Genomic DNA, 13,659 nt, shown 5'->3' with positions numbered 1-13,659 from the left:
GCGAAAGGCGGCGAAGCGGCACCCGGTCCTGCTCCGGCGTTTGCGGGCGCTGGCAACGATCACCCGCCCTCGATCGCATCGCAAGAGCGCCCTGGCCCCCGGGCACGCGCACGCACGCCGACCTGGGACAGGACCGGGAACGCGGCTGAAACTTTCAGCCGTGCGTGCCACGGCCACCGGCGCCTCCGAGCGGCGGGACGACGGCAGCGTGCGTCGACGCCGGGCCTCAGAGGGCCCGACGCCGACGCGGGGGGAGGGAGGTCTTCAGCCGTATTGGGGATAGCCGTAGCCGACGACCTGGCCGGTGCTGCGGGTACGGATCCGTACGGCGTTGTCGGTGTTGCCCTCGACGGTCTGGATGGTGCCGTTGTGGTTGTCCTTGATGACCAGGCCGACGTGGTCGATGCCGTCGATGCCTCCGCCGCTCCAGGAGAAGAACACCACCGCGCCTGGTTTCGGAACGCTTCCCCAGCGGCCCTGCTGCTGGAACCAGCGGGCGTGCTCAGGGGTGAAGGCGTCGCCGCCGATCCCCTTGATGCCCACCTGCGCGCCGATCCAGGTGACGAACATGTCGCACCAGCTCGCGTCGGCATAGTCGCTGATCGCCCCGCCGTCGCGCTGGACGCCTCTCTTGGCGAAGGGCGAGGCCATGAACCACTGGTTGTACTTGGTGCCCCCGGCAGCGGTCTCCGTGGTGCCGACCTGGGAGAGGGCCAGCTTCAGCGCGTCGGCGGCGGTGGGCACCTTCGCCACCTTGGGCTCTTCCTTGGGCCTGGCGTCCAGTCCCCTGCCGGGAATGGGCCACTGCGCGGGCCACTGCACGGGCCTGCCGGGGGGAGCGGGAGCGCGGCGGCATGGCCGGGAAGAGAAACGGCGGGCGATGCCTCGGCCGACCCGGTTGAGCTCAGAATGATCGCGGCCGCACCGGCCGTTGCGAGGCCGGCGAAGGCGGGAATGAGACGGATCGCGGATGGCGTTTTCTCGGGTCGGGGGATACAGGGCACGGGGGAACTCCTTGGCTTCCATGCCGCTTACCGGGTTAGCTGACGGGTTCGGGCGTGGAAGCTGCCCTACGGCACAAGGGGGGCGTGCCGATTCACCCCGGGACTTCTGGTGGGTCCCCGGTTCCGCGGGGGTGCGGATTCAGCGGGTCGCCCGCAGGACGGGCGGCGTCAAAAGAGGATTGGGGAATGGCCGCCACTGGTGGCGGCGTATGGGGGATCGTGCGATTTTGGATATGTACCGGATCGGCCGAACTCGCCCCGGACACGCGTTTTACCAAACGCGCCTCGCCCGGGCCGACGTACCAGCTGTCACCAGCGGATATGCGGGCGACGCAGACAAGCGCCGCAAGAGTTATAGGAACATAGCAGGACAAAACACGCAGACGACACTGGACATTTGTGTGATCTGGCTCACCTAACTACCGAGATCAGCGTCATGTAGCCCCACACATGAGCATGGTGCTTTCTATGCGGCATTGTGGGGCTAGAAATGCCAATTGTCACAATGATGCAGATGTGACGTCAGAGGCCACGTACGATCCGAGGGGCGTCCCTGCCCGGGGGTCAGTCGCCGACCTCCACCGCGAGCCGGGTCAGGTGGACCCGGGAGGTCACGTCCAGCTTCCGGAAGATGTGACGCAGGTGGAAGGCGACCGTGTGCGCGCTCATGAACAGTTGGTCGGCGACCTCGCGGTTGGTCAGGCCCTGGGCGACGAGCTCGGCGACACGGCGTTCGGTGTCGGTGAGGCTGGCCCAGCCGGAGACCGGCCGGTCGGCCTGGCTCCAGTGCCGGCGCCGGATGCCCAGCCGCCGGAGCCGGCGGCGGACCCGGGCGGCGTCGCGGATCGCGCCGAGTGCCGAATAGGCCGCCAGCGCGGCGTCCAGGCCTGCGATGGCCTCCCCGCGTGTCCCGGGGCCGTCCGCCGCGAGCAGGCTTCCCAGATCCTCCGCCGCCGAGGCACGGGCCCACGGGTCGGCGTGTTCTTCGGCGGCGCGTCGCAGGGCGGCCCGGTCACGGTCGAGCAGGCCGCGCGCGTGCGCCGCGACGACACCGACGCTGTCGAAGACCGGGTGGTCGGCGGCCAGCCGGTCCATCGCCAGGACCACGCTCTCGGCGCGGGCCCGGTCGCCGAGGGCGAGCGCCGTCCGTACGAGCCACGGCGCCGCGGTCGGCTCGCCGACCAAGGTCCAGCAGTTCGCCGTGGCTTCGTCACAGAGCCGTACGACGGTCTCCTCCGCCGCCCCGGGCCCGTCGCGGGCCACGGCGACCTGCGCCCGCACGAGCCGGAACGCGGCCTCCGCGTGCGGCGATCCGTACTGGGACAGCGCGGGCCGCTCCGCCTCGGCGTACCGCCACGCCGCGCTCAGGTCGCCGGTCCGTAGCGCCGCCGCGACCAGCACCGCCAGCGCGGACGACGTCAGCAGGTGCGGTCCCAGGTCGCGTGTGCCCGCCAGGGCGGCCTCGGCCTCGGCGACGGCCTCGGGGAACCGGCCCGCGGCCAGGTCGAGACGGGCGCGGATGACGCCGGGCGCCGCCGCCCAGGCCACGTTCCCGACCGTTTCTGCGTCCTCCCCCGCGGTCCCCATCACCGCGCGGGCCTCATCCAGCCGGCGGACGTCGGTCAGCAGCATCGCCAGGATCATCCGGGGGTGAAGGCGGCGCGCCTCCGCGGACCGCGCCCGGCGTACGGCCTCACGGGCGAGCCCCAGGCCGTCGGTCAGCCGCCCCGCACCCCAGTCGGACAGGGCCAGCCGGAGCAGCGCCCCGGTGATCAGCAGGTCGCCGTGCCCGGCCGTGGCGGACACGATCCGATCCGCGTGGGCGCGCACGCCCGCGTCGTCGCCCGCCCCCGCCAGCGCGTCGAGCAGGACCAGCTCGGCGTCGTCCCGGAGTTCGCGGGAGACGCCCCGCCGGGTGAGGACGGCGGTCGCCTCCGCCGCGGCCTCGGCCGCCCGCCCTCGGAGGTACAGGAGCTCGGCGCGCAGACAGTGCAGCCGGAGGTACGAGGCGTGCGGCAACGACCGGGTGAACAGCGAATCCACGAGTTCCGCGGCCTCTTCGAGCCGGCCCACCGCGGTGAGGGCGTGAATCGCCGTCAGCGCCCGGGCGGGCCAGGCCGGCTCCCGGGGGTCGGTCAGCCGGAGGGTGTGCGTGGCGAGGGCCGCCGCCGCTCGTGGGGAGGCGGGGATCACCTCGGCGACCGCCCGGTCGAGTGCGGTCAGCGCCCGGGCGTCGCCCGCCCGGATGCCCCGGATGAGGTGGGAGGCGGCGGGGAGTGCGGCCGTCCCGCCTCGTTCGAGTAGGAGGTCCCCGATCTGCCGGTGCAGCGCCCGCCGGACCGGCGCGGGCACGGTGAGGGCGGTGACCCGCCACACCAGGTCGTTCCGGAAGGAGAGCTCGTCCGGTCCGGCGACGAGGAGCCCCCGGGAGAACGCCTCGTCGATCCTTGGCAGGAGGGCGGCCGGCGTGGTCCCCAGCAGCTCGGCCGCGTCCTCCGGAGCGAACGACCGCCCGATGATCGCGGCGACGCCCAGCAGCTGGCGTGTCGCCGGGCCGACGGCGTCCAGACGACGCCTGACGTCGTCCTCGACCCGGCCGGGAAGCCGTACGGCCACGAGCCGGGCGTGCCCGTCGACGATCCGGACGGCCCCCTCGGCCAGCAGCCCGGTCAGCAGTTCGGTGAGCAACGCGGGGTCGCCGCCCGCCTCGCCGGCGAGGCGCAGAACGTCCGCGTCCGGAACGCCTCCCAGCACGTCCGTCGCGACCTGCCGCACGGCGGCGTCGTCGAGCGGGCCGATCGTGAACCGGACGGCGCCGTCCCGCTCGAGCCGGTCGAACAGGCGGCCGGCGTCCGTCGCGTGGTCGGTCGTACGGCGGGTCAGCAGCCACACCACGCGAACGGCGGCGAGCCGCCGCGAGAGGGTCTGAATCGCCGTCAGCGCCGCCGGGTCCGCCCATTGGAGGTCGTCGAGGCCCACCATGACCGGACCGGCGCCAGCGCGTTCCGCCAGCGCCGACCCGAGTCTCTCGACGATCCACGGCCGCTCGTGCGCCCACCGGACCGGTCCTTCACCGTCGCAGCCGCCGAGCGCGGAGAGCAACGGCTCGAAGCACGTCGGCGGCCCGAACTCCCGGCCCTCCCCGACCAGCGTGGAGTACCCGCGCTCCGCCGCCGCCCGCGCCGCGACCGCGAGCAGGAGGCTCTTCCCCGTCCCCGCCTCACCGTCGATGAGGAGAACGGCGGACCTGGAGGCGCGGAGGAGGTTCGTAACGGCGTTCCACACGTGTTCGCGGCCCCGCATCACCTTCCCATCGACGGCCGCCTCCACGCGCGACGGCACAAGCGCCATGAGAATCAGCGTGCTTCGCGGTCGCGACAGGAGTCAACAACCCGGCCTTAAAGGACCGAGCTCGCCGACCAGGTCACCGCCGTGCTAGCCGCCTTGCGAGGCACACCCTGGACGCCGCTCGCTACGAACAAGATCCCACCGGACACGCCCTAGTAGCCGCTCGCCGCCGGGGCGTTCTGGGCGGCGTCCACCGGGATGTTCGCGCCGTTGACGGCCCTGGCGTGGTCCGAGAGCAGGAACGCCACCACCTCCGCCACGTCCTCGCCGCTCGGCAGCGCCCCGCCGGGGAACTCGGCCAGGAATCGTTCGTAGCGCTCGGGTTCACGCTGCCGGAACTCGTCCCAGCCGCCGCCGGGGATCAGCATCGAACCCGGGCTGACCGTGTTCACCCGGATCCGGTCCGCGGCCAGCTCCCGGGCCAGCGTGCTCGCCATGTAGATCTCCGCCGCCTTCGCCGCCCCGTACTGGGTGTTGCGGCTCGGCTTCCATCCGGAGATCGACGACACGATGACCACGTCGCCCCGCCCGCGCGCCCGCATGTGCGGCACACACGCCCGGATCGCGTGCGCCGAGTGTCCGACGTTCAGCTCGAAGGTCCTCGTCCACTCCTCCGGCGTCGAGTCCATCAGCCCGCCGCCGAACGCGTCCCCCGCGTTGGTCACGAGCCCGTCGAGACCGCCCAGCGCCTCCGCGGCGGCGTCGACGAAGGCCCCGAGCTCGTCCGGCACGGTGACGTCGCACGAGCGCGCGAACACCCGGACCCCGTACGCGGTCTCGATCTCGCTCGCCGTCGCCGCCAGCGTCTCGGCGTTCCGGGCGCACAGCGCCACCGAACATCCCTCCGCCGCGAGCCGGCGCGCCACGATCCGGCCGAACCCCTTGCTGCCGCCGGTCACCACGACCGCGCGATCCCCCAGCCCGAACGTCACTGCGCCTCCCTCGCCTCACCGCCCTCACGAGGCGGCCGGTCACATCGCGCAGACATGATCTCGCGATCGCCCGGATCCCGGTACGTCGGGTCGCCTGGCCGGCCAGGTCCCGTCGTTCGGCCGCCATATCGACTTCCTGCGAAACGTCGATAGAGCCCTATACTTCGCGTCTATGACGGATGCTGCGGTCTCACCGGATCCCGACCTGATCCGCGCGTTGCGGGCGCTGTCGAACCCGATGCGGCTGCAGCTGCTGGCGTGGCTGCGCGAGCCCGAACGCCACTTCTCGCGGGAGGATGCGATCGCCGACCCGGCCGAGGTGGGGGTGTGCGTCAGCCACATCCAGGCCAAGGCGGGGCTGGCCCAGTCGACGGTGTCGGCGTACATGGCCGAACTGGAACGGGCCGGCCTGGTGCGATCGACGCGCGTAGGCAAGTGGACCCACTACAAGCGCGACGAGGAGCGCATCGCCCGGCTCGTCGCCGACCTCGGGCGGACCCTCTAGCCCGGCGACGCCGTACGGCCGGCGCCGCGCGGCACATCTCGCACTCGGTGAACCGTCGAACGCAATTTGGCACTCATATCGTAATTCTGCGATACTTCGATGCGTTCTGATCGTGACGCGATGAAGGAGAGTGCGATGGGCGGCGTCGACGGACTGGATCTCGGGAGGTTCGGGGTCTACACCTTCGACTTCGAGCACCAGCCGGCCGCGCGGATGCGCGAGTCGATCCAGGAGCTCGAGGAGCAGGGCTGGCAGGCGTTCTGGTTCCCCGAGCTCCTCGGGCGGGAGGCGCTCACGCACGCGGCCTACCTGCTCTCCCAGACCGAACGGATGCGCGTCGTCAACGGCATCGCCCAGGTCTGGTCGCGCGGGGCCCGGTGGACGTACGGCGCCGCCCTCCTGCTCGCCGACGCGTACCCCGACCGGCACGTGCTCGGCCTCGGCTTCGGCGGCGAGCCGCGACCGGGGGTCAAGCCCCTGGCGGCCATGGTGGAGTACCTCGACGAGATGGACGCGGTCGAGACGCCCAACCCCGTCCCGCAGGCCCCGATCCGCCGCATCCTGGCCGCGTACGGGCCCAAGATGCTCGAGCTGGCCCGCGACCGCGCCGCCGGCGCCCAGACCTACCACGTCACCGTGGCGCACACCGCGCAGGCCCGGGAGATCCTCGGACCGGACGCGTTCCTGGCGGTCGAGCACCCGGTGCTGTTCGAGGCCGACCCCGGCAAGGCCCGAGCGATCGCCCGCGAGCACCTGCACCCGTACCTGAACACCCCGTACAACGTCGCGAAGTTCCGCCGGCTGGGCTACTCGGAGGAGGAGATCGCCGGTGGCGGCAGCGACCGCATCGTCGACGACCTCGTCTTCTGGGGTGACGCGGACACCATCACCGAGAAGCTCCACGCCCACCTCGAGGCCGGCGCCGACCACGTCGCCGTGCAGGTGATCGGGGTCGAGCCGGGCCGGTCCGCGATGCCGCAGTGGCGGCTGCTCGGGGACGCGCTCCTGCCCTGAGACGGCGGCGCCCGATCCACGGGGCGCTTACCGCCGGGGGCGAATGCACTGGCGCGACGGTCACTCTCGGATACTCGATGGATACTATCCGTCGATCACTACCACTGTTACGTTTCGCATTGCCTCAGCTACAAAACGTGGCCGTCGGCCGGTCTCCCCCGCACCGGCAGGCGTTCCCCGGCGACGTGGAGGTTCTGCAATGGAGCGAATGATTCTCGTCGCCGTCGACGAGCGGCCCGACGCGGACTCGGCGATCGCCGAGCAGCTGCGCCGCCTTCGTACGGCGATGGACGAGCATGATCTGCAGGTCCGCTGGACGCACCGCAGCGCCGACGCACTGGCGGTGATCCGCTCGGACGCGACGCTGACCGCGGTGCTGGCCGCGTGGGACGCCCCCGGCGCGGAGGACATCATGGAGGCGGTGACCAGCCGGTTCCACCGCCTGCCGGTCTTCCTCCTGACCGCCGAGCGCGAGCCGCGCGACGTCCCCCTGTGGGTGTACGAGGTGATCCAGGGCTACGTCTTCCCGCTGGAGGACACCCCCGACTTCATCGCCGGGCGCATCGCGCACGCGGCCGAGGAGTACACCGAGCGGATCCTGCCGCCGTTCTTCGAGGCGCTGCGGCACCTGGAGGACCGCCACCGCTACTCCTGGCACACCCCCGCCCACGCTGGCGGCGTGGCGTTCCTGAAGTCGCCGGTGGGCCGGGCGTTCTTCGACTACTACGGCGAGCGGCTGCTCCGCACCGACCTGTCCATCTCGGTCCCGGAGCTGGGTTCGCCGCTGGAGCACACCGGGCCGATCGGCGACGCCGAGCGCAACGCCGCCCGGATCTTCGGCGCCGACCGGACGTTCTTCGTCGTCAACGGCAACTCGACCGCCAACCGCATCGTCGGCCACCACGCGGTGGCCCGTGACGAGCTGGCACTGGTCGACCGCAACTGCCACAAGTCGATCCAGCACGCCCTCGCCATCAGCGGCGCCCGCCCGGTCTACCTCGTCCCCGAGCGCAACGGGCTCGGCCTGGCCGGGCCGATCCCGGCCGGGACACTGTCGGGCCAGGCCGTACGCGACCGGCTGGCGAACCATCCGATGACGGCGGGGGCGGCCGACCCCGAGCCCAAATACGCGGTGATCACCAACTCGACGTACGACGGCCTGTGCTACGACGCGGTCCGGGTCGCGGAGCTGCTGGGCACCTCGGTCCCGCGCGTGCACTTCGACGAGGCCTGGTTCGCCTACGCCCGGTTCAACCCGCTCTACGAGCACCGCTACGGCATGTCCGTCGACGAGCGTTCCGTGCCCGGCCCGGCGCGCCCGACGGTGTTCGCCACGCAGTCCACGCACAAGCTGCTCGCGGCGCTGTCGCAGTCGTCGATGCTGCACGTACGCCCGTCGCCGCGCGCGCCGCTGGACTACGACCGGCTCAACGAGACATTCCTGATGCACGCCAGCACGTCGCCGCTCTACCCGATGATCGCCTCACTGGACGTCGCGGCGGCGATGATGGACGGGCCGTCGGGGCCCTTCCTGACCGGCGAGGCGATCGTCGAGGCGGTCCGCTTCCGGCAGGCGATGGTGCGGCTGGCCCGCCGGATCCGGGAGGACGGCACCCGCCCGGACTGGTTCTTCGGCGTCTGGCAGCCTCCGGAGGCCACCGACCCGCGCACCGGCGTCACGGTGCCGTTCGAGGACGCCGACCCGGAGCTGCTGTCCACCGAGCCCGGCTGCTGGACGCTGCGGCCCGGCGCCGCCTGGCACGGGTTCGACGGCCTGGACGACGGCCACTGCATACTCGACCCGATCAAGGTGACGATCACCTGCCCCGGCGCGGAGGCGACCGGCGGCACCACGGAGTGGGGGATCCCCGCCCGCATCGTGGCCGCCTACCTGGAGCGGCGCGGCATCGTCGTGGAGAAGACCGGCGACCACACCCTGCTCGTGCTGTTCTCCATCGGCATCACCAAGGGCAAGTGGGGCACCCTGATCGACGCCCTCATCGACTTCAAGAACGCCTACGACGGCGGCCTCCCCCTCGCCGAGATCCTGCCCGGATTCGGCCCGTCCGGAGTGACGGTGCGGACGCTGTGCGACCAGGCCCACGGCAGACTCCGGGGTTCCAAGCTCGGTGTACTGCTCGACCAGGTCTTCACCGACCTGCCCGCGCCCGTCCTGACGCCGGCCGACTGCTACCAGGCTCTGATCCGGTCGAGGACCGAGCGGGTCCCGCTGAGCGAGCTGGCGGGCCGGATCTCCGCCACGACCGTCGTGGTCACCCCGCCCGGCATCCCGATGCTGATGCCGGGCGAGTCCACCGGTCCCGACGACGGACCGCTGATGGACTACCTGCGCGCCCTGGAGGACTTCGACCGCGCCTTCCCCTTCATGGCCACCGACATCCACGGCGCCCACCGCGACGACACCGGCCACTACTGGATCGAGTGCGTCATCGCCTGAACACCCCTGCGCCGACCTCCGCCGACGAGGCGTATTGTCCGGATATGGGCATTTGCCGTCGGCGGGGGGCCCGGCGACCGGACGCCCTTCACGGGGGCCGCCGGCACCACTCGCCCGTGCGCCGACGCACCGCCGAGGTGCTCCCCGCGGCCAGGCGGCAGGCCCGTCCGGTCGAGGCGACGATCGATGTGCCGGGCCCCGGCCACGCCGCGCTCGGCGGAGCGTCCACCGGCGCCGGACCCGGGGGATCCGCCGGCGAGGGCCTCTGTGGCCATGGCGCCCGGCGGAGTCCGGCGGGACCGCGAGGAGAGTTCAGTGGCCGCGCGCGATGAGCGGCCGGACGGCCTCGGCCTCCTGGACCGGGAACTGGCCGCGACCGTCCTCCGTACGGGCGCCTCGGCGGGGAGCATCTACCTGATCGACGAGGACGAGCCGATGCTGAGGCTCGCCGTGGTGTGCGGCATACCGCCCGAGCTCGTCACGCCATGGCTGCACGTGCCCCTGTCCTGGCCGAGCCCGGCCGCGGACGCGCTGCGGGAGGAGCGCCTGGTGTGGATGGGCCGGCAGGAGGACATGGCGCGCGTGTATCCCCGTGTCGCGGCCACCTGGCCCTACCGGCTCGCGCTCGCGGCGGCGCCGCTGATCGGCGCGCGCCGCCCCTGGGGGGCGCTGATGCTCACGTGGCCTCCCAGCCACCCGACGACCGCCACTCACCGCGAACGGAGCCACATCACCTCCAGCGCCCGGCGCATCGCCCGGCTGCTGGACGAGGCCGCCCACCCCGCCGACATCCCCGACCAGCCGCGCATCGTCCCGGTGCACGGCCGGTCGGGTGCGCGCTCGACGCGGTTCGGCCTCGCGGCCGTCGACTTCGCCGAACGCCTGCCCGAAGGTTGCGTCGCCCTGGACCTCGAGGGACGCATCACCTTCGTCAACAGCACCGCCGCCGAACTCCTCGGTCGCAGCGGCGAACAGCTGCTCGGCACCCGGCCCTGGCAGTCGATGCCCTGGTTGGACGACCCGGCCAACGAAGACCACTACCGCACCGCGGTGATGAGCCGCGAGCCGGTCTCCTACGCCGTCCTGCGGCCGCCGGACCATTGGTTGGAGCTCCAGCTCTACCCTGACGCCAGTGGCATCAGCGTCCGCGTGACCCCGATCGACACGGGCGAGAAGCACCGGCCCACGCACCCGTCTCCTCCCGCCGACACGGACGCCACGGCCGCTCGCCCCGTCCGCGTCGGACGGCTGTACCAGCTGGTGCACCTGGCGGCGTCGCTGACCGAGACGGTCGGCGTACGGGACGTCGTCGACCTGGTGGCCAACCAGATCCTGCCCGCCTTCGGCGCCGACGGCATGGTGATATCCGCCATCGAAGCCGGACGACTGAAGATCCTCGGGCACTGCGGTTACGACCCGGAGGTGATCGAGCGCTTCGACGGTCTGCCGCTGGACACCGACGTCTCCCCCGTCGGCCACGTCCTCGCCAACGGTGTCCCCCACTTCATCGCCGATCCCGATGAGATGTCCGCCGCGTATCCCGAGCTCCCCGAGCTCAGCGGCAAGCAGGCGTGGGCGTTCCTCCCTCTGATCGTCTCCGGGCAGCCCGTCGGCAACTGCACCCTCACCTACGACCATCCGCGTCACTTCACCGCCGACGAACGCGCCGTCCTCACCTCCCTGGCGGGCCTGGTCGCCCAGGCACTGGACCGCGCCCGCCTCTACGACGCCAAGCAGGACCTCGCCCACGGGCTGCAGCAGGCCCTCCTGCCCCACGCCCTCCCGGCGATGTCCGGACTCGACGTCGCCGCCCGGTACCTTCCCGCCTCCCACGGCATGGACATCGGCGGCGACTTCTACGACCTGGTCCGGCTCAGCGACACCACCGCCGCCGCGGTCATCGGCGACGTGCAGGGGCACAATGTCACCGCCGCGGCCCTCATGGGCCAGGTGCGCACCGCCGTCCACGCCCACGCCACCGCCGGAGGGTCCCCCGGCCAGGTGCTGGCGTGCGCGAACCGCATCCTCGCCGACTTCCAGACCGACCTGTTCGTGTCCTGCCTGTACGCCGAACTGGACCTCGCCGAGCACCGGATCGCCTTCGCCAACGCGGGCCACCCGTCCCCGCTCATGGCCGACCCCGGGTCCCGGGCGAGCGCACGCATCCTCGACATCGAACCCGGCCCGCTGCTCGGCATCGGGATCGACGCCCCGTACCCGGTCACGACCCTGCCCCTGCCGCCCGGAGCGATCCTCGCCTTCTACACCGACGGCCTCGTGGAGATCCCCGGCGTCGACATGACGAAGAGCACCGCCGACCTCACGCGCCACCTCGCGGACGCGGCCGGCCTCCCCCTGGACGAGCTCATCGACGAGCTTCTCCACCGTGCCCGCCCCGTCGCCGCGCGCACCGACGACATCGCGTTGCTCCTCCTGCGGACCACGCCCTGAGCGGGACCCCGGCGCCCTCGGCCCGGCGACGCGGCGTTCGATCCGACCCAGGCGGACCGGCGACGGCGCGCCGGAGCGTGCCGGGGGCGCCGGGTGGGCCGATGCGTCAGCGTGGCTGGAAGCTGCTGAAGATCGGGTCGAGGTACCGCTGGGAGTCCGGCCACTGGTCCGCCGGCATCCGGAAGTAGATGGCGAAGGCCTGGCCGCCGACGTGGAAGAACCGGTCCTTGACGCGCTCGACCCCGGTCGAGCGGTCGTAGGCGAAGTCGAGGTCCGCGGCCTGGACACCGCGGTAGGTGACGGGGGTGACCGTGGCCTCCCGGTAGCCGGGGAAGGTGGCGGCCAGGTGGTCGCCCACGCTCTGCGCCTGGCTCTGCGGGTCGCCGTTCCAGGACGTCGTGCTGATCTGCAGCAGGTAGCGGGTCGTGGAGTCCTGGTAGAAGAAGTTGTTCCCGTCGCTGCGCCGGGACCAGGTGGAGGGTGCCGACACCGAGAAGTCGCTCTCGCTCTGCGTCGTCCAGTTGCCGGGGAAGGCCGCCGCCGGAGAGACGGAGGCCGACCGGCCGGTGCGCGGGGAAGAGCCCGAGTCCGGGCTGGAGCCCTGTCCGAAGTCCGGAGCGGTGGACGGCGATGTCCCGCCCGAGCCGCCCGAGCCGCCGGATCCGTCGGAGCGGCTCGCGGCGGTGGAGGTGGTCGCGGTCGGGAGGGTCTTGTTCGAGTGCCGGCCCAGCAGCCACACCGCGCCGAACGCCGCGACGACGAGGGCTCCGGCGAGCGCGCTCGCGAGCACCATCGCGGCGGGCCGGCGTGAGGGCTCCGCGGCCGCCACCGGTGCCGGCTGGGGCGCGGCGACCGGGATCGTCCACGCGACGACGTCGGGCTGGGTGCCCTCCGCGGCGGCGGCGAGCAGGCGCTCCGCCTCGGCCGCGGTCATCCGGTCCGCCGGTTCCCGGCGGAGCAGGCCGGCGAGGACCGGTGCGAGCGGCCCGGCGTTCCGGGACGGCGGGGCCTCCTCCACCATGATCGCCGCGATGGTCGACACGGGCCCGGACCGTTCGAACGGCGACCGGCCCTCGACGGCGGCGTAGAGGGTGGCGCCCAGCGACCACAGGTCGGCGGCGGGCCCGGCATGCGCGCCGCTCGCCCGCTCGGGAGCCATGTAGGCCGGTGAGCCGATCAGCACGCCGGTGCCGGTGAGCGTCGCGTCGCCCTCGATCGCCGCGATGCCGAAGTCGGTGATGACGGCGCGGTCGCCGTCGGCCACCAGGACGTTGCTGGGCTTGATGTCCCGATGCACGATGCCCGCGGCGTGCGCCGCCCGCAACGCCGCGACCATCTGCCGCCCCAGCTCGGCGACCCGCTGTGGCTGCAGTGGCCCCTCGGCGTCGATCACGCTCTGCAGGGACGGGGCGGCGACCAGCTCCATGACGATCCACGGACGGCCCTCGTCCTCGATCACGTCGTGCACGGTGACGACGTTCGGGTGGCTGAGCCGCGCGGCCGACCGCGCCTCCCGGATCGTCCGCGCGTGGCGCTCCTGGCGCTCGGTCTCGCTCAGCTCCGGAGGGAACTGCACCTCCTTGACCGCCACATCACGGCCGAGGAGCTCGTCGTGCGCGTGCCAGACCGTTCCCATGCCGCCCTGACCGAGCCTGCCGAGCAGTTCGTACCTGTTTCCAACGCGCATGGCCCGATCGTCCCTCCGTCCGGAAGAGTCCGCCAGATGTGAGACGGGAGCAAAGGGTGGCCGGTTCACCGCTCCCCGTACACAAGTGGCGAGATTTCGCCCGTACGGCCGTCCGTGTCGGGGACTCACCGACTGCGGCGTATTTCACCGGAGGCAAAAACCCTTTTTCCGCCGGGAACAAAACCCGTCGCACGGCGCCGGGGGACTCACCGGATCGTGACGCGGACCTCCGCCGGACACAAAAACCCTTTGCACGGCCC

General features: G+C 72.4%; 8 protein-coding genes and 1 riboswitch. Of the genes, 4 read left to right on the top strand and 4 right to left on the bottom strand.

Annotation, left to right across the window (positions count from 1 at the left end):
* Positions 1–264: 264 nt before the first annotated feature.
* The 3 genes from ACYVF7_RS12615 to ACYVF7_RS12605 form a co-directional block, all read right to left on the bottom strand.
* Positions 265–753 carry a CHAP domain-containing protein gene (locus ACYVF7_RS12615; RefSeq protein ID WP_460339105.1) on the bottom strand — a complete coding sequence of 163 codons (489 nt, stop codon included), beginning with the start codon at positions 751–753 and terminating at the stop codon, positions 265–267.
* A gap of 260 nt (positions 754–1,013) precedes the next feature.
* Positions 1,014–1,159: riboswitch (cyclic di-AMP (ydaO/yuaA leader) on the bottom strand.
* A gap of 409 nt (positions 1,160–1,568) precedes the next feature.
* Positions 1,569–4,355 (bottom strand): helix-turn-helix transcriptional regulator, encoded by a 2,787-nt coding sequence (locus ACYVF7_RS12610; RefSeq protein ID WP_460339103.1) that lies wholly within the window; start codon positions 4,353–4,355, stop codon positions 1,569–1,571.
* Positions 4,356–4,504: 149 nt separating this feature from the next.
* A complete protein-coding gene (locus ACYVF7_RS12605; RefSeq protein ID WP_460339101.1) occupies positions 4,505–5,284 on the bottom strand; it encodes an SDR family NAD(P)-dependent oxidoreductase in 780 nt (259 codons plus the stop codon).
* Positions 5,285–5,456: 172 nt separating this feature from the next.
* Here ACYVF7_RS12605 and ACYVF7_RS12600 point away from each other — a divergent pair, with 172 nt between their 5' ends.
* The 4 genes from ACYVF7_RS12600 (at position 5,457) to ACYVF7_RS12585 (ending at position 11,712) form a co-directional block, all read left to right on the top strand.
* Complete coding sequence (locus ACYVF7_RS12600; RefSeq protein WP_460339099.1) at positions 5,457–5,789, top strand: ArsR/SmtB family transcription factor; 333 nt, start codon at positions 5,457–5,459, stop codon at positions 5,787–5,789.
* Positions 5,790–5,909: 120 nt separating this feature from the next.
* Positions 5,910–6,803: a TIGR03620 family F420-dependent LLM class oxidoreductase gene (locus ACYVF7_RS12595; RefSeq protein ID WP_460339097.1), complete on the top strand. Its 894-nt coding sequence runs from the start codon at positions 5,910–5,912 to the stop codon at positions 6,801–6,803.
* Between the two features lie 199 nt (positions 6,804–7,002).
* On the top strand, positions 7,003–9,261 hold the full coding sequence (locus ACYVF7_RS12590) for an Orn/Lys/Arg family decarboxylase (protein WP_460339095.1): 2,259 nt from the start codon (positions 7,003–7,005) through the stop codon (positions 9,259–9,261).
* 315 nt (positions 9,262–9,576) lie between these two features.
* A complete protein-coding gene (locus ACYVF7_RS12585; protein WP_460339093.1) occupies positions 9,577–11,712 on the top strand; it encodes a SpoIIE family protein phosphatase in 2,136 nt (711 codons plus the stop codon).
* Between the two features lie 106 nt (positions 11,713–11,818).
* Here the strand turns inward: ACYVF7_RS12585 and ACYVF7_RS12580 are convergent, their stop codons facing one another.
* Positions 11,819–13,399 (bottom strand): serine/threonine-protein kinase, encoded by a 1,581-nt coding sequence (locus ACYVF7_RS12580; protein WP_460339091.1) that lies wholly within the window; start codon positions 13,397–13,399, stop codon positions 11,819–11,821.
* Positions 13,400–13,659 lie beyond the last annotated feature (260 nt).

Source organism: Actinoallomurus acanthiterrae (genome assembly GCF_054775715.1).
Note: the sequence above shows the minus strand (reverse complement) of the source record. Positions and strands in the feature narration are given on the sequence as shown.